21 protein-coding genes are annotated in these 21,238 nt (G+C 46.2%); 13 read left to right on the top strand and 8 right to left on the bottom strand.

Annotation, left to right across the window (positions count from 1 at the left end):
* The first annotated feature begins 22 nt into the window (after positions 1–22).
* Positions 23–835 (top strand): zinc transporter ZupT, encoded by an 813-nt coding sequence (zupT, locus tag ACODJP_RS02215; RefSeq protein ID WP_422478016.1) that lies wholly within the window; start codon positions 23–25, stop codon positions 833–835.
* Positions 836–890: 55 nt separating this feature from the next.
* Here zupT and ACODJP_RS02210 read toward each other — a convergent pair whose 3' ends face one another.
* Positions 891–1,436: an epoxyqueuosine reductase QueH gene (locus ACODJP_RS02210; protein WP_422478014.1), complete on the bottom strand. Its 546-nt coding sequence runs from the start codon at positions 1,434–1,436 to the stop codon at positions 891–893.
* Positions 1,437–1,540: 104 nt separating this feature from the next.
* Here ACODJP_RS02210 and ACODJP_RS02205 point away from each other — a divergent pair, with 104 nt between their 5' ends.
* A complete protein-coding gene (locus ACODJP_RS02205) occupies positions 1,541–2,629 on the top strand; it encodes a tetratricopeptide repeat protein (RefSeq protein WP_422478012.1) in 1,089 nt (362 codons plus the stop codon).
* A 6-nt stretch (positions 2,630–2,635) separates the two neighbouring features.
* A complete protein-coding gene (gene cls, locus ACODJP_RS02200; RefSeq protein WP_422478010.1) occupies positions 2,636–4,174 on the top strand; it encodes a cardiolipin synthase in 1,539 nt (512 codons plus the stop codon).
* Here the strand turns inward: cls and ACODJP_RS02195 are convergent.
* Positions 4,158–5,459 (bottom strand): FAD-dependent oxidoreductase, encoded by a 1,302-nt coding sequence (locus ACODJP_RS02195; RefSeq protein ID WP_422478008.1) that lies wholly within the window; start codon positions 5,457–5,459, stop codon positions 4,158–4,160. The genes cls and ACODJP_RS02195 overlap by 17 nt on opposite strands.
* 100 nt (positions 5,460–5,559) lie before the next feature.
* Here ACODJP_RS02195 and ACODJP_RS02190 point away from each other — a divergent pair, with 100 nt between their 5' ends.
* Entirely contained in the window at positions 5,560–7,095 is a 1,536-nt protein-coding gene (locus tag ACODJP_RS02190; protein WP_422478006.1) for an N-acyl-D-amino-acid deacylase family protein, read from the top strand.
* Here the strand turns inward: ACODJP_RS02190 and ACODJP_RS02185 are convergent.
* Genes ACODJP_RS02185 through ACODJP_RS02175 form a run of 3 tightly spaced genes read right to left on the bottom strand, consistent with a single transcriptional unit; the run spans position 7,092 to position 9,332 of the window.
* Positions 7,092–7,853: an amino acid ABC transporter ATP-binding protein gene (locus ACODJP_RS02185; protein WP_422478004.1), complete on the bottom strand. Its 762-nt coding sequence runs from the start codon at positions 7,851–7,853 to the stop codon at positions 7,092–7,094. The two genes, ACODJP_RS02190 and ACODJP_RS02185, sit on opposite strands and share 4 nt — an antisense overlap.
* 16 nt (positions 7,854–7,869) lie before the next feature.
* A complete protein-coding gene (locus ACODJP_RS02180) occupies positions 7,870–8,505 on the bottom strand; it encodes an amino acid ABC transporter permease (protein ID WP_422478002.1) in 636 nt (211 codons plus the stop codon).
* Between the two features lie 17 nt (positions 8,506–8,522).
* Positions 8,523–9,332: an amino acid ABC transporter substrate-binding protein gene (locus tag ACODJP_RS02175; RefSeq protein WP_422478000.1), complete on the bottom strand. Its 810-nt coding sequence runs from the start codon at positions 9,330–9,332 to the stop codon at positions 8,523–8,525.
* 198 nt (positions 9,333–9,530) lie between these two features.
* Between ACODJP_RS02175 and ACODJP_RS02170 the strand changes: the two genes are divergently transcribed.
* The 3 genes from ACODJP_RS02170 to ACODJP_RS02160 are packed head-to-tail and all read left to right on the top strand — an operon-like array spanning position 9,531 to position 11,273.
* Positions 9,531–10,670 (top strand): sodium ion-translocating decarboxylase subunit beta, encoded by a 1,140-nt coding sequence (locus ACODJP_RS02170; protein ID WP_422477998.1) that lies wholly within the window; start codon positions 9,531–9,533, stop codon positions 10,668–10,670.
* A gap of 15 nt (positions 10,671–10,685) precedes the next feature.
* Positions 10,686–10,811, top strand: coding sequence for a hypothetical protein (locus tag ACODJP_RS02165; protein ID WP_422477996.1), 126 nt, complete (start codon positions 10,686–10,688; stop codon positions 10,809–10,811).
* Between the two features lie 60 nt (positions 10,812–10,871).
* Positions 10,872–11,273: a metal-dependent transcriptional regulator gene (locus ACODJP_RS02160; protein ID WP_422477994.1), complete on the top strand. Its 402-nt coding sequence runs from the start codon at positions 10,872–10,874 to the stop codon at positions 11,271–11,273.
* An 18-nt stretch (positions 11,274–11,291) separates the two neighbouring features.
* On the opposite strand, the gene ACODJP_RS02155 is transcribed toward ACODJP_RS02160, so the two are convergent.
* Positions 11,292–12,749, bottom strand: a complete 1,458-nt coding sequence (locus ACODJP_RS02155; protein ID WP_422477992.1) for a hypothetical protein — start codon at positions 12,747–12,749, stop codon at positions 11,292–11,294.
* Positions 12,750–12,975: 226 nt separating this feature from the next.
* On the opposite strand from ACODJP_RS02155, the gene ACODJP_RS02150 reads away from it, so the two are divergent.
* The 4 genes from ACODJP_RS02150 (at position 12,976) to ACODJP_RS02135 (ending at position 16,765) form a co-directional block, all read left to right on the top strand.
* Positions 12,976–14,271 (top strand): ABC transporter substrate-binding protein, encoded by a 1,296-nt coding sequence (locus tag ACODJP_RS02150; protein WP_422477990.1) that lies wholly within the window; start codon positions 12,976–12,978, stop codon positions 14,269–14,271.
* Between the two features lie 96 nt (positions 14,272–14,367).
* Positions 14,368–15,282, top strand: coding sequence for a carbohydrate ABC transporter permease (locus ACODJP_RS02145; RefSeq protein ID WP_422477988.1), 915 nt, complete (start codon positions 14,368–14,370; stop codon positions 15,280–15,282).
* A 3-nt stretch (positions 15,283–15,285) separates the two neighbouring features.
* Positions 15,286–16,137 (top strand): carbohydrate ABC transporter permease, encoded by an 852-nt coding sequence (locus tag ACODJP_RS02140; RefSeq protein WP_422477986.1) that lies wholly within the window; start codon positions 15,286–15,288, stop codon positions 16,135–16,137.
* Positions 16,138–16,141: 4 nt separating this feature from the next.
* Entirely contained in the window at positions 16,142–16,765 is a 624-nt protein-coding gene (locus ACODJP_RS02135) for an HAD family hydrolase (RefSeq protein ID WP_422477984.1), read from the top strand.
* Here ACODJP_RS02135 and ACODJP_RS02130 read toward each other — a convergent pair.
* Together ACODJP_RS02130 and ACODJP_RS02125 are read right to left on the bottom strand one after the other, a co-directional pair.
* On the bottom strand, positions 16,716–17,480 hold the full coding sequence (locus ACODJP_RS02130; protein ID WP_422477982.1) for a response regulator transcription factor: 765 nt from the start codon (positions 17,478–17,480) through the stop codon (positions 16,716–16,718). The genes ACODJP_RS02135 and ACODJP_RS02130 overlap by 50 nt on opposite strands.
* A gap of 6 nt (positions 17,481–17,486) precedes the next feature.
* Complete coding sequence (locus ACODJP_RS02125; RefSeq protein ID WP_422477980.1) at positions 17,487–19,217, bottom strand: cache domain-containing sensor histidine kinase; 1,731 nt, start codon at positions 19,215–19,217, stop codon at positions 17,487–17,489.
* Positions 19,218–19,675: 458 nt separating this feature from the next.
* On the opposite strand from ACODJP_RS02125, the gene ilvN reads away from it, so the two are divergent.
* Together ilvN and ilvC are read left to right on the top strand one after the other, a co-directional pair.
* Positions 19,676–20,188 (top strand): acetolactate synthase small subunit, encoded by a 513-nt coding sequence (gene ilvN / locus ACODJP_RS02120; protein WP_422477978.1) that lies wholly within the window; start codon positions 19,676–19,678, stop codon positions 20,186–20,188.
* A 30-nt stretch (positions 20,189–20,218) separates the two neighbouring features.
* The gene (ilvC, locus tag ACODJP_RS02115) at positions 20,219–21,211 is read left to right on the top strand and encodes a ketol-acid reductoisomerase (protein WP_422477976.1); all 993 of its coding nucleotides are present in this window, start codon (positions 20,219–20,221) and stop codon (positions 21,209–21,211) included.
* Positions 21,212–21,238: the final 27 nt, after the last annotated feature.

Genomic DNA, 21,238 nt, shown 5'->3' with positions numbered 1-21,238 from the left:
CGATTTTGGGTATGGTGCAGCTATGAACCCAGTAACAGTCGCAACCGCTTTGTTGCTCACTTTGATCGCTGGTCTTTCGACGGGTATCGGTGGGTTGCTGAGTATGTTCCAAAAACGATCCAGCTCCCACTTCCTCTGTGCTTCCTTGGGGTTCTCGGCCGGGGTTATGGTCTATCTTTCGTTTATGGAGATTCTTCCCGAGTCCTTGCACTATCTAGAACAATTCTACCCAGACACTCGTGCCAACGTGGTTACGGTGATTACCTTTTTCATAGGAATCTTGGTTATTGGACTTATTGACCGTTTTGTTCCATCAAGAGACAATCCTCACGAGATTCCCGATGTGGTAACTCTTGCCAATAAAGTCCAAGCAGGTACGGATCACCATCTTTTCAGGACTGGGATACTATCAGCACTCGCAATTGCGATTCACAATCTTCCTGAAGGTTTGGCAACTTTCACCAGTTATATGGCTGATCCTCAGATCGGTATCAGTATCGCTATCGCTATTGCCATCCATAATATTCCAGAAGGAATTGCTGTTGCGGTTCCTATTTATTTTGCAACGGGCAATCGTGCGAAAAGTCTGGGCATTGCCTTATTATCGGGGTTGTCGGAGATGCTGGGTGCTCTGTTAGGGCTCATGCTGTTCTCGTTTTCAAACGCGGATCTCATGCTGGGGTTGGTTCTGGCTTCCACTGCAGGTGTCATGATCTACATCTCTTTCGATGAACTATTGCCAACAGCAGAACGGTATGGGGAGCACCACTTAGCTATCTATGGAATCCTCGGGGGTATGGCGGTGATGGCGGCAAGTCTAATCATCCTCACCTAATTTCCAAACGAATGCCGGAAACGAAAGCTTGCTTGCATACCATTCATTCTTGTTATTAGGGCTCTACAGGGCTCTTTTCTCTACGGGAAAACTCGCATCCACAGTAATCTTGACGATAGAGATCCAATAATCTGGAGAGTTCTATACTTCTCTGGTAACCGGCCTTCTTCTTAAAATCGATAGCAACAAATTCATCCCAGGTATCACCAATGGAAAAAATTGTAGGGGCACTCTTATGAGGGCTGACTGTAAGGGTCGTAGTGAAGTAAGGGATTCCTTGTTTTACAGCCTCGTCAGCAGCCTCTTTGAGATTGTAGGCGAAGCAGATCGAACACCGTTCTCCTCGCTCAGGATCTGTTTCGTGACCGGCAACTTCCTTCAGCCATGCTTTGTGATTGTATTCATGGTGGATGATCCGGAGATCGAAATGTTTTGCAACTGTCTCCAGATTGAGGAATCTCTTTTGTGCCTCCTGTGGAGGATAAATGTTGCTGTTACCGAAAAAAAGCACTGGTTCATAGCCGAGTTCTCTGAGCCTTTCTATCGAGCTAGTGGAACACGGTCCACAACAGCAATGGAGTAACAATGGTTTCCTTTCCATACCTGTACAGTACCTTCGATCCGAGGGTATGACAAGAGCTTGTACGGGTGGCAATACAATGTGAAATATGGCATGATAGGGATAAATCTTACTGGAGGCTTGTTATGAAAAATCCTACATTGCTGGCGTTTCTCGTCGCAATCATAGGGATCATGATTTTACCTGTTGCGCAATCTGTCAGGCTATTGCTTATCATACTCATTTTCGCTGGATTCATCTATTGGAAGAGGGGTTACATTCTGGTGGCGCTTGGATCGAGGGCATTGAGTGCCAAACAACCGGATGCGGAGAAAGCCTGGAGACTCTACTTGAAGGCGTGGAAAGCTGGATTGCCAGCTAATTACACGATTATGTTGGGCAATTTGTTCGTCCAGAGGGGAGACAAGGAGATTGCACTACAAATCTACGATAGTGTCTTAGAGAAGGAACGCGGGAAGCGACAACCGGATGGGGAGATCATTATAAGCGCTAGGATTGCCCGTACCATGGCCCTTTGGGTTCTCGATAGGCGTAATGAGGCCATCGATGAGTTGCAAACGGTATATGACGAGGGGAGGAGAGATAAGACCCTCCTGATCAACTTGGGTACCTATCTTCTTGCTGATGATCGGCTTGATGCTGCTTCTGCCCTTCTGGACGAATGTGAGCAGCTTATAGACCAAAGTCCAGGGCTTACTGATAATAAAGGTCTTTATCTGCTTAAGACGGGGGCTTTGGTTGAAGCACACCAACTCTATGAGGAGTTGCTGTCACGTGACGATATCCGTTTCCCCGAGGCCTATGTGCATGCCGCTAAGGTTATGATAGCACTCGGAAAGATGCGGAAAGCCCGGACATACCTGCAGCAATCCCTAGAGCGAGAGTTTTTCAGAACCTCTACCGTATCTAGAGATGAAGTCGAGCAACTATTGGAAGAGCTCGAGAAGAGACCCGATAGCAAAGATGATGTTGACGATGACGATGTCGATGACGAGTTAGTCTCTACGCTTTATGAGAACGACCTTTTCGATGATAGTCTTCCCAACACGGAAGTAGATGAAGATGACGATTTGGAACCGAATATTGAGCTCGATGCAGAGGATTATGACGATAATGATCCTGAGGTAAACATAGAGGCCGATGAAGAGCCGAGTGTTGAATCGGCGCTATTCGATGATGATTTTGATGATGGAGATGAAGAACATAAGAAGTAGTATGGCATGAAAAAGTTTCTCAAACTCCTTACCGGGAGACTTTTTACATTTATCGCTTTGCTTGCGGTCCAGATTTCGGTGTTGGTCTGGCTGATCATCAACTTTGTGAGCATCAGTGCGTACTATATCCCATTTGTATACACGGTTGCATTTGTTAGTGTCTTTTTCATTGTCAGTAGGGATGACCACCCGGTATTCAAGATTTCTTGGATTCTGGTTATCCTTATAGCACCGATTTTCGGCGTACCGTTCTATATATTGTTCGGGAACAAACGCCTTGGTCGTAGGGTCGCCCGTCAAATGGCCAAGTACCAGGAACATTATGAGAAGGAGATGAGAGCGGTATTGCCGGAACCTGATCCTCAGATCCGCTCAGATCTCCAGGAACGTTCTGCAAATCTCGCCAGACAATCCAACTATATCTATAATCTGACTGGAAGTGCTGCATGGGATAAGACAAAAGTTGAGTATTTCTCCTTGGGTGAAGCTGCGTTTGCCCAAATCCTGGCAGAAGTCGAAAAAGCAAGAAGATTCATCCTATTCGAATATTTTATCGTTGAAGATGGAGAGATGTGGTCTGCGATGCTGACGCTGCTGCGACAAAAGTTAGCCGAAGGTGTGGTCATACGCCTTATGTATGATGATTTGGGAAGCATTCAGACACTCCCTTCCAAATATGAGAAGACTTTGCGCAACATGGGTTTCAAGGTGGGCGTTTTCAATCGTATAAAACCACACCTCAATGCCAAATTGAACTATCGTGACCATAGGAAGATGCTGATAATTGATGGGAATGTCGGATTTACCGGGGGAATAAATTTTGCCGATGAGTACATCAATCGTAAGATTCGGTATGGGCATTGGAAAGACACCACCGTAATGTTGAAAGGCTTTGCGGTATGGAATCTTACCCTCATGTTCTTCCAGCAGTGGATGTTCACTACGGGAGAAGATGTCGATCTCACCGAATTCGTGCCAACAGAGGAATTCCCCTCCGATGGGTACGTACAACCCTTTGGTGACAGTCCTTTGGATGGTGAGAATATCTCTGAGAATGCGTATATCCAAATCATTAACCATGCACGCGATTACGTGTGGATAACAACACCTTATCTGATAATCGATACCCAAATGGTCACAGCCCTCTGTGTTGCAGCTCAAAGTGGTGTGGATGTACGCATTATCACGCCGAAATTTCCCGATAAATGGTATGTGCACCCGGTTTCAAAATCCCATTACTTGACTTTAATGCAAGCAGGTGTCCGGATCTTCGAATATACACCCGGTTTCATGCACGCAAAGATGTTTGTCTCAGATGATGAAGTTTCCATCGTGGGAACAACAAATATGGATTATCGGAGTTTTTACCTCCACTTTGAATGTGGAGTAGTCTTTTTCTTCTCTTCCGTTGCCGTGAAAGTTCGCAACGATATGGTAAGGACCCTCGATCTTTGTACCGAGATTTCATTATCGGAGGAGGAAGAGCGACCATTTCCTGTACGACTGTTTAGGAATATCCTGAAGCTCTTCAGCCCCTTGATGTAGAGGAGAAGGATTTCAAGATCCCCTCTGCTGAGCGGATTCCGCTTGCCCATGCTGCTGTGATTCCGCGGCTCGTTCCAGCTCCGTCTCCTGCGAGATAGACCGAATCGGTCACACTGAAGTGGGAATCCTTGAAGACCGGTTTGTTTGCATACAATTTGATCTCAGGGTAATACATGATGGTAGAAGGGTGGAGTACTCCTGGAACAATTGTATCCAGATTTTTCATTGCCTTCCAGATAACCCGAAGGATTTTGGCAGGCATAGCAAGCGAGATGTCACCTGGGCAACAGTCCTTGAGACTCGGAGGGAAGTCGTACAGATCGGTATTGAAACTATTTTCCTTGCTGCGAGAACCCAATCTGAAGTCTCCAACGCGCTGCATGAGCGGTCTACCTCCGCCCATCAATGCCGCTTGCATACCAAGGTTTTCGGCATAGGCTTGTCCACTAGCCAAGGGGGCTGTGAATTTAACAGTTTTCAATATGGCGAAGTTGACCATTCCGTTCGCTTCATGGGTGGCTGCAGAATAGGCGTGTCCGTTCACTGAATACCAGATATCACCACGGGCGCTGGTATATTTCTCCTTAACCACGTGGGCATCCCCACTATTGGTGCAGAAGGTACGTACCTTCTCGGGGAAATAGAATTTTGGGTCGTAATAATCCTTTACGATAGGATAGTGTTCCAATCTCGTCTCTACTCTAATTCCGATATCAACAATATTATCAACGAACGGTACTCCGAGACTTTGCATCATCATCTGGAGAAAATGGAAGCCCCTTCGCCCTGGTGCTATCAACAGTTTTTTGTATCCTATATCCCGTTTATCGGTGACAATATATTTCTTCACATCATCTACCGACAACATACTCTCCCCCAGTGCGAGGTGGACACCAAGTGAATTCAATTCGGCGAGCAGACGCTTGATAAGCAAGAGTCCTCCGTCAGTTCCTAGGTGAGATTGCTGAATTTCCAGAAGCCGACACCCCAAACGTTGAGCCCTACGTTGGTAAATGGAAATATTGCTTTTATCCATGATATCTGGTTTTAGAAATTTGGTGACACCCGCAAGATACTGTTGTGCCTGTTCCTTGGTCCAGTATTCTTCGGGGAATCCTATAGGGTAGGTGAAGTTCATCTTGCAGTCGTTTCTCATGCCGCCGGTGGAGAATCGTTCCTGGTCGAGTATGAGTATAGAGAGGTCGGATTTTTTGGCGATCAATTCGAAAGCCGCACCCATACCTGCCGGTCCAGAGCCGATTATCACCACATCATATGCATCCACGTTTATACCCCTTTGTACCCATAAGTATACACAAATGAATCGATTTATTGAATACTACCCGCATCTTCTCCAAGTTTGAGCAAAGGAGTATCATAGGGCAATGGAGACTTCAATACTGCTCTTCAATGCCAAGATAATCGATGGAACAGGTACTCCTCCCTATCCTGGAATGGTTGCGATCGAAAAAGACAAGATCCTCTATGCAGGTCCCCGAAGAGAAGGACTTCAAGCCAAGAAAACGATCAATCTGAAGGGAAGGCTTTTGGTACCGGGTTTTATTGACATGCATGGACATAGTGATCTCCATCTCATGAATAATCCCGAGATGGAAGAAAAGATAACTCAGGGAATCACTACCGAGGTGGTGGGCAATTGTGGAATGGGAGTCTATCCCTTGTCAGAGAACCAAAGCAAGCGCGAGCTCCTTTCTCAAATGGCTACTGATATCCTTGGGACGTTCTCTAAGCCATGGCCTTGGCATGATGTGGCCACGTATATGGAATTTTCCCAAAAACAGGGATGCCGGACCCGATTAGTACCCTTGCAAGCCCATGCTCCTCTCAGGATAGCGGCCATGGAGGGTAATCCCAATAGAACGGCTACACAGAGGGAAATCGCTACCATGGTCGAATTGTTGAACCAATCGTATGACCAAGGTGCTGCTGGATTATCTAGTGGGTTGTACTATGCTCCCTGCCTATTTGCAAACCGTGATGAAATCTTGGCATTATTGGATGTTACATCAGACAGGGATAGGCTGTTCGCAGTGCACCATAGATGCGAAGGAGACGGTGTCCTCGATTCGTTGGAAGAGGTTCTTGGTCTAGCTTTCCAATCCCATGTTCGGATCGAGATTTCACACCTTAAGGCAATTGGGAAGAGAAACCAGTACCTTGTTCCCTATATGCTGAAGCTATTGGACTCCTATGCAAACAAAGGTCTTGAAGTAGGCTTTGACCAGTATCCCTATACCTTTGGATCGACTTCGCTCTATAGTCTCTTACCTCCCGAACATCTGAGTCTATCCAGAGACGATTTGATGGCAGCACTTGGAGAGCGTTCCGAACGGGAAAAGATAAAAAGGAAAATCATCTGTGCAGATGGTTGGGATAGTATTGTTTCTCTCTGTGGTTGGGAGGCCATCTCGGTCATGCATCTGGATGGTAAGGAGGAGATGAAGGGTCAGAGTCTATCTTCTCTGGCTGTAAGGAGGGGAATAGACCCCTTCGACCTTCTTTTCGATCTTTTAATGGAAGGCCCCCAGACGGCAGTCATGGCCGATATCACCCAGACCGAAAAATCGCTTACGACTATTCTTTCTCATCATCTCGGATGTTTCGGAACCGATGCCCTATATAGTGGAAAGGTGCGTCATCCTCGTTCTTATAGCGCTACAAGACATCTACTCACCCGTTATGGCAAGGAATTGAAAACAATTCCACTAGAACAGCTGATAGCCAAGATGACATCGATTCCTGCTAAGCGACTTCGTTTGGACGATAGGGGAATCATTAAGAAGAATCTCCTAGCTGACCTAGTTGTGTTGGATATGGATAGTATGGATGACAATGGGTATCCGGGTAAGGGAATAGATTTCGTGGTGAAGGGCGGAGAGGTAGTTTTCGAGAACGTCTAGGAACTGAATCGATTGAGGAAGCGTTTGGTTCTCTCATTTTGAGCCTCTGAGAATACCTGCTGGGGAGTTCCTTCTTCTACGATAAGGCCATCGTCCATGAAAATCACCCTATTGGAAATATCACGGGCAAAAGCCATTTCATGGGTCACCACCATCATGGTCATGTGCTCTGCAGCCAAGTCTTTTATGACAGATAGGATTTCACCGGTGAGTTCAGGATCAAGAGCACTGGTAGGTTCGTCAAAACAAAGTACTTCTGGACGTAGTGCCAAAGCCCGAGCGATAGATACCCTTTGTTGTTGTCCCCCAGAGAGTTGGTACGGATAGGCTTTCGCCTTGTCCCCCAGCCCCATTTTACGCAACAGTTCGTGTGCTTGCTCGATTGCTTCATCTTTTGGGGTTTTCAACACATGTACCTGTGCTTCTGTGATATTGCGGAGTACAGAGAAGTGGGGAAAAAGATTGAAATTCTGGAATACCAGACCGACACGGAGTCTGATACGGCTGATTGTTGCTTTATCGGCATAATGGGCTGATCCATCGACTCCATCGGTCACCAAAGTGTCCCCACCTATGGTTATGGTACCCCGATCGATTTGCTCGAGATTCGTTATGCACCGCAGAAGAGTCGACTTTCCAGAACCGGAAGGACCTATGATAGAAAGGACTTCCCCCGCATTTAGTGAAAAGGAGATGTCTTTGAGGACCTCCAGGGTAGAGAAAGATTTTCTCACATGTTCTACGGTAATTACTGCCATGATGGATCTCCTCTGTTCACCGGTAATAGTCTAGCTTGCGTTCAATGAAATCGAAGCTTTTTGAGACGATGGCATTCATAACGAAATAGAACACTCCCGCAATGAAAATCGGCATAGTGGAAAATTCCCTAGCAGCGGCGTTCTGTGCGACCCGGAACAATTCAGCTACTCCAATGGTTTGGGCAAGTGCTGTGTCTTTTACTAATGTGATGACCTCATTACCCATAGCAGGCATGATCCGTTTTACCACTTGTGGCATCACAATATGGGTAAAGGTGTGGATCTTGGTGAACCCGAGTACAGATGAAGCCTCTAATTGTCCTTGCGGTATGCTTTGTATACCTCCCCGATAGATTTCGGCAAAGTAGGCGGCATAATTGATTACATATGCGATTACGACTGCCGTAAATCGATCTGCCGATGCTCCCAACACATAGTAGGGAGCAAAGTAGACAAATATCAATTGCAGGATCAATGGCGTTCCGCGCATGATCATGATATAACCGTTGACCACTGAGCTGATGATGCGGTGCTTACTCATGCGCCCTTTGGCTACCAATAGTCCGAGAGGAAGCGCGAAGAGAAGCGTGAGGAAAAAGATACGCAAGGAGGTAAGTGTTCCCTCCAGCATCAACAGCAGCAATTTGGTCATCGGAAGACTCCTGGAAACTATTTGCCGATTACTGTGATATCACCACCAAACCAATCGGTGGAAATTTTGGCCAAGGTTCCATCGGCAGCCATCGCTTCGAGTGTCTTCTGGACTTCGTCCCGTAGAGCTTGGTCATTCTTCCTGAAGCCGATACCGTATTTCTCGGAAGAGAGGTGTTCGTCCAGAATCCTGAAATCCTTTCCACTTCTCTTGATATTATCATTTGCCACGAAAAGGTCGAGTACGACAGCATCGACACCACCGATCTCAAGATCCATGAGAGCCGTGAGGTTGTCTTTCACTTCAACGATTTCATCCAGTGAGTTGGCGAAGGCCTCGTTTCCATTGACTGCATCTGCAGCACTCGAACCGGCTTGGAGACCAACTTTCTTACCAGCTAAATCGCCAAGGGATTGTACGGGACTATCGGATCTGACTACCGCCACTTGCGCATTGTCTACATAAGGGTCGGTAAAATTGATCACCTGGGAGCGTTCTTCTGTGATAGTGAAGCCGTTCCAGATACAATCGATATTGCCGGTATTCAATTCTTGTTCCTTTGCATTCCAATCGATTGGCTGGAGTTTGAGCTGAACACCCATCCTTTTGGTTACCTCTTTCGCAAGATCGATATCGAAACCGACGATTTCGTTATTTTCGTTGCGGTATCCCATGGGAGGGAATGAGTCATCGAGACCAAGTACGAAGACACCCTTGTCCAAGACTTTCTGCAATGACTGGTCGCCCATTTGTTCCTGCGTTCCAGCTGCACCGAGCATGGAGAGGGCGATACAGGAGAGTGCGATGATCAACAGAGCTTTTTTCATGGTTTCACCTCTTTCTGTGTTTCGGGAATGCAATCCATTCCCCGAATGTTTTTGGCATGATAGAATGTTTTAATAGTTTTGGAAAGAGATATATGCATATAAATAGAATAAATATACAATAGACAGGCGTGTGGAGTCTCGTTGACCGCAGGTGCTGCACAGTGCTATATTCAGACAGTACTCCAAGGAGGATCGCGCATGGACTTCTTATTGCTTGGCATCACTGCCACTACCTGGCAGCAACTAGTCATGTACCTTATCGGTGGAATTCTCATCTATCTCGCTATCTCAAAAAAACTTGAACCAGCATTGCTGTTGCCGATGGGGTTTGGTGCAATATTGGTGAATATCCCCTTTTCAGGCGCTCTCAACACTACATTGCCAGGGATTGGGGAGGTTGCGGGAATCCTCGAATGGTTGTTTGAAGTCGGTATAGAAGCCTCTGAGGCCATGCCACTACTGCTTTTCATCGGTATCGGAGCAATGATTGATTTTGGGCCTCTTCTCAGTAACCCAAAATTGGTACTTTTCGGTGCAGCTGCCCAATTTGGAATTTTTGCGACAGTCTCCATTGCCGCATTGATGGGGTTCCCTCTCAAGGATGCCGCATCGATTGGTATCATTGGGGCTGCTGATGGACCTACATCCATTCTGGTTTCCCACGTACTCGAGAGTGAATATGTGGGTGCGATTGCGGTAGCGGCATATTCATACATGGCGTTGGTTCCAATTATACAACCTTTTGCTATAAAATTGGTTACTACAAAAAAAGAGCGGGCTATCAGGATGCCATACAATCCAAAGTCGGTCTCTAGGATGTCTCGATTGTTGTTTCCCATTGTGGTGACCATGATTGCCGGTTATGTTGCCCCAGCCTCGGTAAGTTTGGTAGGTTTGTTGATGTTCGGTAATCTGATTAGGGAGTCGAGTGTGTTGGGGAGCCTTTCGGAAACCGCCCAGAATGTCTTGGCGAACCTCATAACCCTACTTCTCGGAATCACTATTGCAGCTTCCATGCAGGCCGACAGATTTGTCCGCTACGAGACTATGCTTATCATGGTACTTGGTCTACTAGCGTTTATCTTCGATTCGATCGCAGGTGTATTGTTTGCAAAATTACTCAATCTTTTTTCCAAGAACAAAGTCAATCCTATGATAGGAGCTGCTGGGATATCGGCCTTTCCCATGTCTGCCAGAGTAGTGCAGAGGATGGGCCAGGAGGCTGATTCACAGAACCATCTTCTCATGCATGCAGTGGGAGCGAATGTCGCCGGACAGATAGCCTCTGTAATCGCCGGTGGTGTTATTCTAGGCCTCGTACCTAGGATGCTCGTTTGAAAGGGAGGTTATATTATGATGGATGTTTTCAGACAATCACTTACCCTGATGTGGCAAGGTATGCTAGCGATCTTCGTTGTCATATTCCTGATATTCCTCGTTCTTTCGGTCTTTCCGAAGATCTTCAAGAATACTAAGTAATACTCACTGCGCCATGTGTAGACAGCAGTCGTTGATTTGCAAGTCCTACCGTGGTACCATATGATACTTTTTGGTTTGGAGGATCTGATGCGGGAATCGGGCGAAGATTATTTAGAGGCTGTACTCGAGCTTGAACATGAACATGGGACGGTACGTCTTACCGATGTCGCCAAGAAAATCGGTGTAACCAAACCCAGTGTAAGTAGGGCTATGAAGATTCTACAGTCAGACGGATATATCCACCAAGAGACCTATGGAGCGATTGAACTCACTGCCAAAGGTCGCTTGAAGGCGAATCAAGTCTATCATAGACACAAGACACTTACTGTTTTCCTTGAGGACGTATTGGGAGTATCCCCTGAAACTGCTGAGAACGATGCTTGTCGTATGGAACATATCCTTAGTGCCCAAACGATGGAACGTCTCTCCGCTTTTGTGGAAGAGCAGAAGAAACAGGGATAATTCTCCATATTAAGGATATCAGAGTAGATCCTTAATCGCACTGCCAGCCAATTTGCCCGCTTTCCTGTATCCTATACCTCCACGATCCTTGGCTTGTTCAATCAAAGTACGTCCAGTGTAACTAAGTGCATTCATGATGGCACTATTGATCTTGGAACGCCTTATAGCCTCATCTAAAGATGGGCCGACCATAAAATAGGTATCGCTGGGGGAATGGTGGACAACCTCGGTAGCATAGAAGAGCTGCCTTCCACTTTCATTTTCTGCGAACGTTCGGAAATCGTCATACATGTCGCTAAAGTAGGATATCCACTGTGTCTGGTCTGTGGGATTAGTTATCTCGACAGGGATGGGAATACTCTCATAATCCCACCGTAAGGAACCTATTGCCGAGTTTGTTGTTATATCATCAGTTTTGCTCGTTACATAGCGAAGATTCTTCTTGCCGGTACCTCCGAGATTCAACTCCCGAAGTCCTTCTGCGCCTACATAACTGAACGTATATTCATAGGGTCCGTCGATCTCCCTTACACCATCTTCCAGTACGATTGAAACTCCTTCTTTAATATCGAACAGACGATACGAGATAGAAGTTTCATATTGGTATCCCATCGTCTTCAAAATTCCAGAGAATAGGGGTAGGTCGTAGGGTAGCCGAACCAGGTCCTCTTTATTGATCTGTTCGAAACTCTGGTGAGCGTACACCTCGAGAACGTAGTCCCAACCCTCTTGCATCCCAGTCATGATCGCAATATCCGTAGGTCCGACCATAGAACCTTCTCCTCCAACAAAATCATGTTTTTGGATGACTTTTACAAAGCGATCGCCGGAAAAAATCGTATTTACATCATCAAGTACCATCTGGGAGAAATTCGTTACTCCCGATCCAAAAGCAACGACAGCCAAGGTTATCGTCGCCCTCTCCATAGCATCTGTGATCAAAGCATCCAATCCTTGAATGTTGGCATTTCTTCCCCGGGCTGTCTCATAGGCTGCGACTGCCTGTTTCAGACTCTCCCGATCACCTTTCTCATGAAGGGCCTGCCCATACGAGAACCACAAGTTTCCCGATATAAGACGAGATTCATCTAATTCTTTCGAGTAATCTTCAATGGTCAACCCTTTCTGGCCGGATGATCTGGCTATCTCGTGAAGCTCCTGTAGCCGTGAATAGGCATAGTAGACACGATCAGCTGATTCCTTATTCTCTTTCCCGCTATATTCGGCTATCTGGCTCTTGTAATAGGTGGATCCTTCGTTGAAGACGACAGGATAAAGTTGTGAGGCCTCCACGAATTCGGGGTTCACCGAAAGAGCTGCAGTTAGGTAGCGTAACGATGAGACATATTCTTGCTTATCGTATGCTGCGACTCCACTTCTATAGTCGCTTCCACCTTTGGTCAATAAGGTACCGCATGAAGTGAATAAGATTGAAATCGATATCACTATAGCTACAATTGTCGCTGTTCTTCTCATGTTCTCTCCTTTTTCCGTGTTACCGCTTGAAATTACTAGTATATAGTATTTTTAGCCCATGGACTGTGACAAATCAACAAATAATTGCAAAATTTGTCATATATCAGTCCTTGGCAAGGGAGAGCAGTATAGCAAAACTGAACCATCAATGGCAAAAATGTTTTATTGCATCACGCCTCAGGACAGGGGAAAATAAAGACAGAGAACACTATGTGGAGGTAGTGATATGAAACGAGTATTGATTCTGATCGTAGCTTTGACCATGATGACATCTCTCGTATTCGCGCAAGGAGCGAAAGAGGATGAAGGCCCGATCGTATTACAGTATTGGACCCACGAGGATCCCAATAGGACCCGTATCGAAGAACGGTATATCCAAGAATTCGAAGCAGCCAATCCCAACATTACAATCGAGAGGACGACACAGTCATCCACCAAGATGATCGAGTTGGTACAAACAGCTTTTGCCGCGAATTCAGGTCCCGATATCTTCAACCTCTCTATTGAGGATGAGTACCAGTATATCGTCAATGGTCGTGTTGCACCGGTAAATCCCCAAGCCGCGGGATATGGGAATGTCCAGGAGATGATTGACACATATGCTGCAGGTATGTTGGACCCTGTCACCGTCAATGGCAAGATCCATGGGCTTCCTCTCGAGCTTACCAACTGGTGTATCTTCATCAACAAGAATGTCTTCAAGTCGGCTGGATTGGATCCTGAAACCGATTATCCGAAGACCTGGGAAGAGATGGCGGATGTATCGGAAAAACTGGTAATCCGTGATGGAGACATTTTGGTTCGTCGTGGATTCGATTTCAGGTATCCCTACTATTTGGTAGCTATGCTTCCCATGGTTGAACAGTTGGGCGGTCAGTTGATCAGCGATGATGGCAAGACAGCTATTGTCAATGACGAGGCATGGCTCAAGTTCCTTACTTATATGCAGCAGTGGGGTCCCAGTGGCAGGAATCTCGGTTCTCCGACCTATAAGAATGCACGCAAATTGTTCAACATGAACAATGACGACATTGCGATGGCACACACCGGTTTGTACCAGATTGGACGTATCCGAGCCGATAATGCCGAGTTCTACGATAGTGGTGAATGGATGATCGTTCCCTTCCCAACCTTCGAGAATGCGGTGAAGGATGTTGCCGCTTCCTATTATGGCCACTACCTGATGGTCAATGCGCAGAGTACTAAGGCAAAACAGGATGCAGCATGGAAGTTCATCGCTTATATGCTCAGTCATGCCGAAGAGTATTTGGAAGAGGTTAGTCTCATTCAGCCTACTAAGGAGCTGTTGGCTTCCGATACCTATGCGAATATTCCCTATTCGGATGTATTCACCAAGGATTTCGATCGTGGCCACATTGTTTACTACGGAGCTGCCAGCGCAGAATTCCAGACATTGATCCGCAGCGCTGTCGAGTCGGTCATGCTTTCTGGAGAGACTCCCGAGAAGGCCCTCGCCACTCTCAAGAGAGCCGCACAAGAGTTATTGGACGAACAACTGTAATATTTTTCGACAACTTGTATTGGGGGAGCCGAAGTCCCGCCGCTTCGGCCCTCCTTCCGTATCCATGCCACTCGAGGTGATTTCAAGAGGATCTGTATGAAGAAACGAAAATATATCGGTATCGAAAAGAAAGAGGCACGATGGGGGTTTGCATTCACTGTTCCAGCCATCCTGTTCTTTTCGCTTTTCAGTTTTTATCCTATTATCAATGCCTTGTATACGAGCCTTTTCGATAAACGGGTACTCTCATTGGCACCTCCCGATTTCATGGGATTGGGTAATTACACCTATATCTTCTCCTCTCCCGACTTCTGGAACTCTATCCGCGCTACATTCGTGTTCACATTGGGAACGTTTATACCTATCGTGATATTCTCACTTATGTTAGCCGCATTCCTGACGAATATCAGCAGCAAGAAGATGCGGGGAGTTTTTCAGATCGCTTTCTACACACCCGCAGTCATATCCTCTGTGGTTGCAGCAACTATCTGGCTCTTGATTTTCGATCCAAGAGGATTGGGTAACCAGTGGGTCAACTTTATCCTGAATACTCCCGGGGTGGACCAGAAGTGGCTGGCTGATCGTACGATGGTTCAGGTTTCTACGATGATCGTCTATTTTTGGAAGTATATCGGTTATTTTGTTGTTCTGTTCATTACCGGTCTAGCGGCCATTCCCCCTGCCATCTATGAAGCCGCAACAATCGACGGTTCTTCCAAATGGCAGAGTTTCTGGCGAATCACGCTTCCATTGTTGAAACCTACTGTAGTCTTGGTTTCGATTATGGCGATGCTTCAATGCTTGAAGACTTTCAGTACGCAGTATCTGTTTGTCCAAGGTGGAGCACCCCGTGCACCTATCAATGTAATCACGCTCAACATTTACACTACCGGGATTCGTAATCAAAGGATAGGTAGGGCGAGCGCGATGAGTATCGTACTCTTTCTCATTATGTTGCTGTTCACTTGGATGCAGTTTCGTTTCTCCAAGAGTGAAGAAGTGGAGTATTGACATATGGAAATCCAACCTAGACGTTTCAATTGGAGTGGAGCTCTCATATGGGCTGTACTCATCTTTACGTTGATCTTCACCGTGATGCCACTGGTGTTCATGATCACCAGTTCCTTAATGGAAAGAAACCAAATCCTCCGAATGCCCTTTAGTTGGATTCCTGAAACCTTCCGTTATCAGAACTATATGAAGGCATTGGAAGGCAATGATGGCTCCTGGATTTTTCCAAGGAACATCTTCAACTCCCTGTTTGTTTCCATTACTGTCGCGATTACCACCGTGCTCATCGCATCAATCACCGGTTATGGTATCGCGAAGTTCAAATTCAGGGGAAGGAACTTGGTTTTCATGATGATCATGGCTACGATGATGATCCCCTTCGAGGCAATCATGATACCACTGTATATGGTGGCGACCAGCTTGAGGATGCAGGATTCCTACGCTGGATTGATCATTCCATTCTTGGTCAGTGCTTTTGGTGTCTTCCAGATGAGACAATACCTAACCACGTTCCCCACGGAATACCTAGATGCATCACGAGTCGATGGATTGGGAGAGTTCGGCATATTTTGGAAGATCGTGTTTCCCAATTGCACTCCTGTCATTGCTACACTTGGTATCCTCTCTTTCAGGGGGCAGTGGGACAACCTGTTGTGGCCATTGTTGGTTACCCAATCAGAAAAAATGAAAACAATTCCCCTTTACATTTCGAAGTTTGCTGAGGAAAAGCTTACTGATGAGGGCGCAATGATGGCAGCTGCGGTGCTCGCCAGTCTTCCCATGTTTATGATGTTTGCAGCACTTTCCAAGTATTTCATCGGTGGTTCAGCTGTATACGAATCACGGAAGGGGTGAGTGAATGAAATCCCCATTTGCCTACGACCTCTATATCTTTGATATGGGAAATGTGGTTATCAAGGATATCGAAGTAATCGACAAGATAGCCTCCCATTATGGATTCGATTTGGAACAACTACAGTTGGATTACGCTCACTATGCTTTCCCCCTGATGGATGGGACGATCGATTCCAAACTCTACTGGTCTCATGTGGCACACCAGTTTGGTATCATGGTACAGGGAGATCCACTAGCCGATTTCTTTGATCCGAACTGGAATGAACCAGTTGTCAAGATTGTGGATTATGTGAAAAGCATGGGGAAAAGGGTAGTGTGTGGTTCGAATACCTATGCTCCGCATTGGGGATTCCTTCGAGAAAAAGGATTTCTTGATATTTTTGATAAGACCTATGCATCCCATGAAATGGGAATATCCAAACCGTTCCCACAATTCTTCTCCTGTATATTGGAAACGGAGTGCGTCAAACCCGAAGACGCATTGTTCATCGATGATTATGAAGAGAATATCATCACTGCCAAGAATATGGGGTTAGATACCATCCAGTATGCTTTCGATGATTCTCTTATCGGATTTTTCAATGATTTGGATTCGAATCACGAAATTGACTCGGACTCGAACCGATAAAACGTCTGAAGATCTTTGAGAAGTAACCAGGGGAAGGAAAGCCGCAGCGATGGCAAATCATGCTGATATTCATGCTGGGATCGTGCAACAGTTCGATGGAACGATTGACTCGGTAAGCCTGGAGATATTGCAGAAAGTTTATTCCTGTCTGATCCTTGAACAATCTACTCAGATGACTTTCCGATAGGCACAAAGAATCTGCGATTTCCCGTAACCCGATACACTCTGCAAACCGTTGGGTGACCATGGAGATCGCGGAGTCTACGATATGGTTCCCTACGTGTTCGGGAAGGTCTATCATCCAAGACTCTGATCGATGGTTGCCTAAGGAGGCCATTTCCTTTTCTTCAGACACCAATTTTTCTACCAAAGAAGCAAGTGCCTGTATTAGTTCCTCATCGTCGAATGGTTTGAGCAGGTAGTCGAAAACTCCTAATTTGATGGCGCTTCTCATATAATTGAAATCACTATGACCACTGAGTATAATGGCATGATCCACAGAGCAGGATTTCAGCATCTCAAGTCCATCCCGACCAGGAATACGGATATCGGTAATCACGATATCGGGGTTATGGAGATTGATTAATTTGGCGCCACTAGGACCATCGGCAGCAGTTGCTATGACTTGTAGGCCTAATTGCTCCCATGGGGTACAGTGTTCGATTTCATTTCGGATCAAATCTTCATCTTCGACTATGATCACGGTATATGGCATAGTATTTCAATCCTCCCTTGGAAATGGGATATGGATGGTGACGATCGTCCCCTCGTGGGGCACGGAATCCACAGATAGGTCTGAGAGCTCTCCATAGCGGAGTTTCAACCTTCTTTGTATGTTAGAGAGTCCTACATGGTTGGCCTCATCGAGTGAGAATCCATTTTTAAAACGGATATTACGGGAAAATCCAACACCGTTGTCGGCTACCGAGATAATAACCATTTTCGCTTCCAATCTAGCCCTTACCGTAAGCCGCCAGATACCGATTTTAGGTTCTAGCCCGTGGATAATGGCATTTTCCACTAGGGGCTGGATTATCAGTTTGGGAGTTTTGAGTGAGGCTATGGTTTCATCGAGCTCAACAATGGTATGGAGTTTCTCACCATAGCGAATCTTTTGGATAGTGAGATAGTTCTCTACAAGTGAAAAGCTTTCTGCGAGGGTGGTCTCTCCTTCCCGGTTGTCTATGGCATCTCGAAGGAGCTTTCCGAGTTTAGTGATAATCGTATAGATTTCCTGCTCATCGTGCATCCGGGCAATCGATTTTACGGTATTGAGTGTGTTGTAGAGAAAATGGGGATTCATCTGCGCTTCGAGAGCCTTTCTCTCGGCCTCTTGGAGTTTGGATTCTTCCTCTCTTGTGAGTTCCATGAGTGTGGTTATTTGTCGGACCATCGTATTGAATGAACGCTGCAATTCACCAATCTCTCGAATCTTGGACTCTTCGACCCGGGTTTCGAGATTTCCTTCTTCCACACGGTGCATCGATGTGGCGAGTTTGTCGATAGGGCGGGAAATGGACTTGCTGAAAAAATAGGCTAGGATTCCTGCCAGAATTGCTCCAATAGTCAGTACCAGTGCGACCACCATTACATAGTCTTCGACATTCCTACGGTAGATTCCCATATCTGTGATGCCGGCTAGATAGAGCTGGGTATTGGGAATCGCCTTCAGGGACACCAGCTTGCCTCCTGTGTTAAAACTTCCCTCCTGAAGAGGGAATGTGATTGAGGTGAGTTCAGGAAATTTGCTGAAATCACCGTGTTTATCCATATGGACGAGTGAGGAGCCTGTATAGGATTCCGTATCGATGAGCACGATATCGGAAAAACCGGAATTCGAGGAGATGTCACTGATAGTATCTTGATAGATATCTACAGCAACATATCCTATGACTTGTCCAGCGTCATCCCGAATTCTCCTTAGGATGTTAAGGAATACGAAAGAGTTGTTTCGGGTGGCATATCGGTTTTCCATGGTAATCAGGGATGCGGTTCCCGCTTCAGCACGGGAGAGATTGAAAAAAGGGTTTGTGTCGTTTCCTTGATACCTGAGATCGTATTGGGATGGGAACAGGTGGGTAGACAACCGTACTTTGCCCGAAGCACTCACTACTGATGCGGTCGCTAGGTAGGTGTCACCACGCATGATGGTGAAAAGGCGTTCATAGATTGGATTGAGACTCTCTTGTTTTTCCGGTGAATCATATGAAACTAGCTGTCGAATTCCTTCATCGATACTGATGCTATATGCCTTATGGCGATATGATTCGACCATGGACTGCATCCTGTGTGCAATATTGCGGATAGTCGCCTCTCCTTGCTGCGCAAGATTACTCTCCAATGTCCTTGTTCCTGTGGCAACATACGAGAAGGCCAATAGGAGTACAGGAACCAGCATGACAATCAGGAAAAAGAGCATCAATCGGGCGAATAGCGATGAAATACGCAACATAGAAAGAGTGTATCAGCATACTGGAATCAAATCCATCTTCTTTTTTTTTGTGTATAAAAAATGTATATTTATAGAAGAAGTGTGACCAATGGAGTTGACATTTATTTCGTAGACGTTTAAAACAGAAGGCAATCTTAGCGTAAGAGGTGCCAGTCATGGGAACGGCAGGGAAACGAAGCACATGTGCTACACAAAAAACCGATAGGAATCCGGCATATCATTGTGCGCGTCAATCGGCTAGTTTGATTTCATCCCTCTCCTCCATCAGCTCCATTATCCTCCTACCTATCATTACCCTCCTATCTGTAATTATTATTCTATAACTTCACGGTACACCGATTCGAGTGCAACCGTGGAGTAACTCCTTCACGGTGAATCGGTGTAACCTCACAATCGAAATCGGCCTTCAAAATGAAGTCGGATTACCAGCACACTTATTCCGAAGGGGGAATTGAAATATGGAACGGTACACATTAGGAATTCTAGTCAACAACCATCCGGGAGTCCTCAGTCGTGTTGTAGGATTGTTCAGTAGGCGGGGATATAATATCGACAGCCTTTCGGTAGGAGAGACTGAGAAGTCTGAGATCAGCCGTATCACGATTGTGGTCACAGGTGATCGGGCGATTGTGGAACAGATTGAGAAACAGGTCGCCAAATTGGTAGATGTGATTACCGTAGTTGAGCTCACATTGCAGGGAAGTATTCAGAGCGAGTTGGTAATGGTCAAAGCCCACACAACCGATAAGACACGCGCTGCCGTAGTTGAGCTCTCTGAAATTTTCAAAGCCAAGATTATGGATGTCACAGAGTCCACTATCACAATGCAGATAACCGGGAATATGGATAAGTTGTCCTCATTTCTCCATTTGTTGAAGCCCTATGGGATCACTGAATTGGTGCGAACTGGTATGACTGCGATGGAGCGGGGTAGCCAAGCGATGATAAATCATCGTGAAGAGGATGAATAATAGAGCCCAAAGGGCAAAAGGAGAAATTCGATGAGTACCATGTATTACGAAAAAGATGCCGACATGTCGGTATTGGAGAGCAAGACTATCGCAATTATCGGGTATGGAAGCCAGGGGCATGCCCATGCCTTGAACCTACATGAATCGGGAATGAAGGTTATTGTAGGACTGTACAAAGGCAGTCCCTCTTGGGAAAAAGCAGAAGAGGCCGGTCTCCAGGTCATGACCGCAGAAGATGCTGCAAAAGCAGCGGATGTAATCATGATGTTGGTCAATGACGAAAAACAGGCAAAGCTATTTACCGAGAGTATTGAAAGTGGTTTGACCGCAGGAAAATACTTAGCGTTCGCCCATGGATTCAATATCCATTTTGGCCAGATTGTTCCCGCGAAGGATGTCAATGTTATTATGATCGCTCCAAAAGGCCCTGGCCACACGGTACGGACCCAGTTCCAGGAAGGTAAGGGTGTTCCGTCACTTATTGCCGTACATCAGGATCCTTCGGGAGATTCCAAAGCAGTTGCTCTCGCCTATGCAGTAGGATTGGGAGCTGGAAGAGCTGGCGTCTTTGAGACTTCATTCAAAGAAGAGACGGAGACCGATCTCTTCGGAGAGCAGGCAGTTTTGTGTGGCGGTGTCTCTGCATTGATCAAAGCAGGATTCGATACGCTCGTGGAAGCCGGATACCAGCCTGAGATGGCCTACTTCGAATGTTGCCATGAGATGAAGCTCATTGTCGACTTGATCAATCAGGGAGGACTCTCCTACATGCGCTACTCGATTAGCGATACTGCTGAGTATGGGGACTATGTCACCGGAAACCGGATTATTACCGATGAAACTAAAAAAGAGATGGGAAAGGTTCTATCGGAGATTCAGAATGGTACATTTGCCCGTAACTGGCTTGTGGAGAACCAGGTCAAGAGACCATTCTTCAATGCAAAGAGAAGGATCGAATCGGAAAGTCTACTCGAGTCTACCGGAAAGCGTTTGCGGGCTTTGATGAGCTGGCTCAAGAAATAGATGATATGCGGTGTGATACACCGCTAG

This window comes from Pleomorphochaeta sp. DL1XJH-081 (assembly GCF_049310885.1).
In the GTDB taxonomy this organism is placed as follows: Bacteria; Spirochaetota; Spirochaetia; order Sphaerochaetales; family Sphaerochaetaceae; genus CAYZJV01.
Note: the sequence above shows the minus strand (reverse complement) of the source record. Positions and strands in the feature narration are given on the sequence as shown.

Bases quoted from the DNA above. Each gene is read 5' to 3' on its own strand.
- zupT (WP_422478016.1), top strand. From the start codon at position 23: ATGAACCCAGTAACAGTCGCAACCGCTTTGTTGCTCACTTTGATCGCT.
- ACODJP_RS02210 (WP_422478014.1), bottom strand. From the start codon at position 1,436: ATGGAAAGGAAACCATTGTTACTCCATTGCTGTTGTGGACCGTGTTCC.
- ACODJP_RS02205 (WP_422478012.1), top strand. From the start codon at position 1,541: ATGAAAAATCCTACATTGCTGGCGTTTCTCGTCGCAATCATAGGGATC.
- cls (WP_422478010.1), top strand. From the start codon at position 2,636: ATGAAAAAGTTTCTCAAACTCCTTACCGGGAGACTTTTTACATTTATC.
- ACODJP_RS02190 (WP_422478006.1), top strand. From the start codon at position 5,560: ATGGAGACTTCAATACTGCTCTTCAATGCCAAGATAATCGATGGAACA.
- ACODJP_RS02185 (WP_422478004.1), bottom strand. From the start codon at position 7,853: ATGGCAGTAATTACCGTAGAACATGTGAGAAAATCTTTCTCTACCCTG.
- ACODJP_RS02180 (WP_422478002.1), bottom strand. From the start codon at position 8,505: ATGACCAAATTGCTGCTGTTGATGCTGGAGGGAACACTTACCTCCTTG.
- ACODJP_RS02175 (WP_422478000.1), bottom strand. From the start codon at position 9,332: ATGAAAAAAGCTCTGTTGATCATCGCACTCTCCTGTATCGCCCTCTCC.
- ACODJP_RS02170 (WP_422477998.1), top strand. From the start codon at position 9,531: ATGGACTTCTTATTGCTTGGCATCACTGCCACTACCTGGCAGCAACTA.
- ACODJP_RS02165 (WP_422477996.1), top strand. From the start codon at position 10,686: ATGATGGATGTTTTCAGACAATCACTTACCCTGATGTGGCAAGGTATG.
- ACODJP_RS02160 (WP_422477994.1), top strand. From the start codon at position 10,872: ATGATACTTTTTGGTTTGGAGGATCTGATGCGGGAATCGGGCGAAGAT.
- ACODJP_RS02155 (WP_422477992.1), bottom strand. From the start codon at position 12,749: ATGAGAAGAACAGCGACAATTGTAGCTATAGTGATATCGATTTCAATC.
- ACODJP_RS02150 (WP_422477990.1), top strand. From the start codon at position 12,976: ATGAAACGAGTATTGATTCTGATCGTAGCTTTGACCATGATGACATCT.
- ACODJP_RS02145 (WP_422477988.1), top strand. From the start codon at position 14,368: ATGAAGAAACGAAAATATATCGGTATCGAAAAGAAAGAGGCACGATGG.
- ACODJP_RS02140 (WP_422477986.1), top strand. From the start codon at position 15,286: ATGGAAATCCAACCTAGACGTTTCAATTGGAGTGGAGCTCTCATATGG.
- ACODJP_RS02135 (WP_422477984.1), top strand. From the start codon at position 16,142: ATGAAATCCCCATTTGCCTACGACCTCTATATCTTTGATATGGGAAAT.
- ACODJP_RS02130 (WP_422477982.1), bottom strand. From the start codon at position 17,480: ATGCCATATACCGTGATCATAGTCGAAGATGAAGATTTGATCCGAAAT.
- ACODJP_RS02125 (WP_422477980.1), bottom strand. From the start codon at position 19,217: ATGTTGCGTATTTCATCGCTATTCGCCCGATTGATGCTCTTTTTCCTG.
- ilvN (WP_422477978.1), top strand. From the start codon at position 19,676: ATGGAACGGTACACATTAGGAATTCTAGTCAACAACCATCCGGGAGTC.
- ilvC (WP_422477976.1), top strand. From the start codon at position 20,219: ATGAGTACCATGTATTACGAAAAAGATGCCGACATGTCGGTATTGGAG.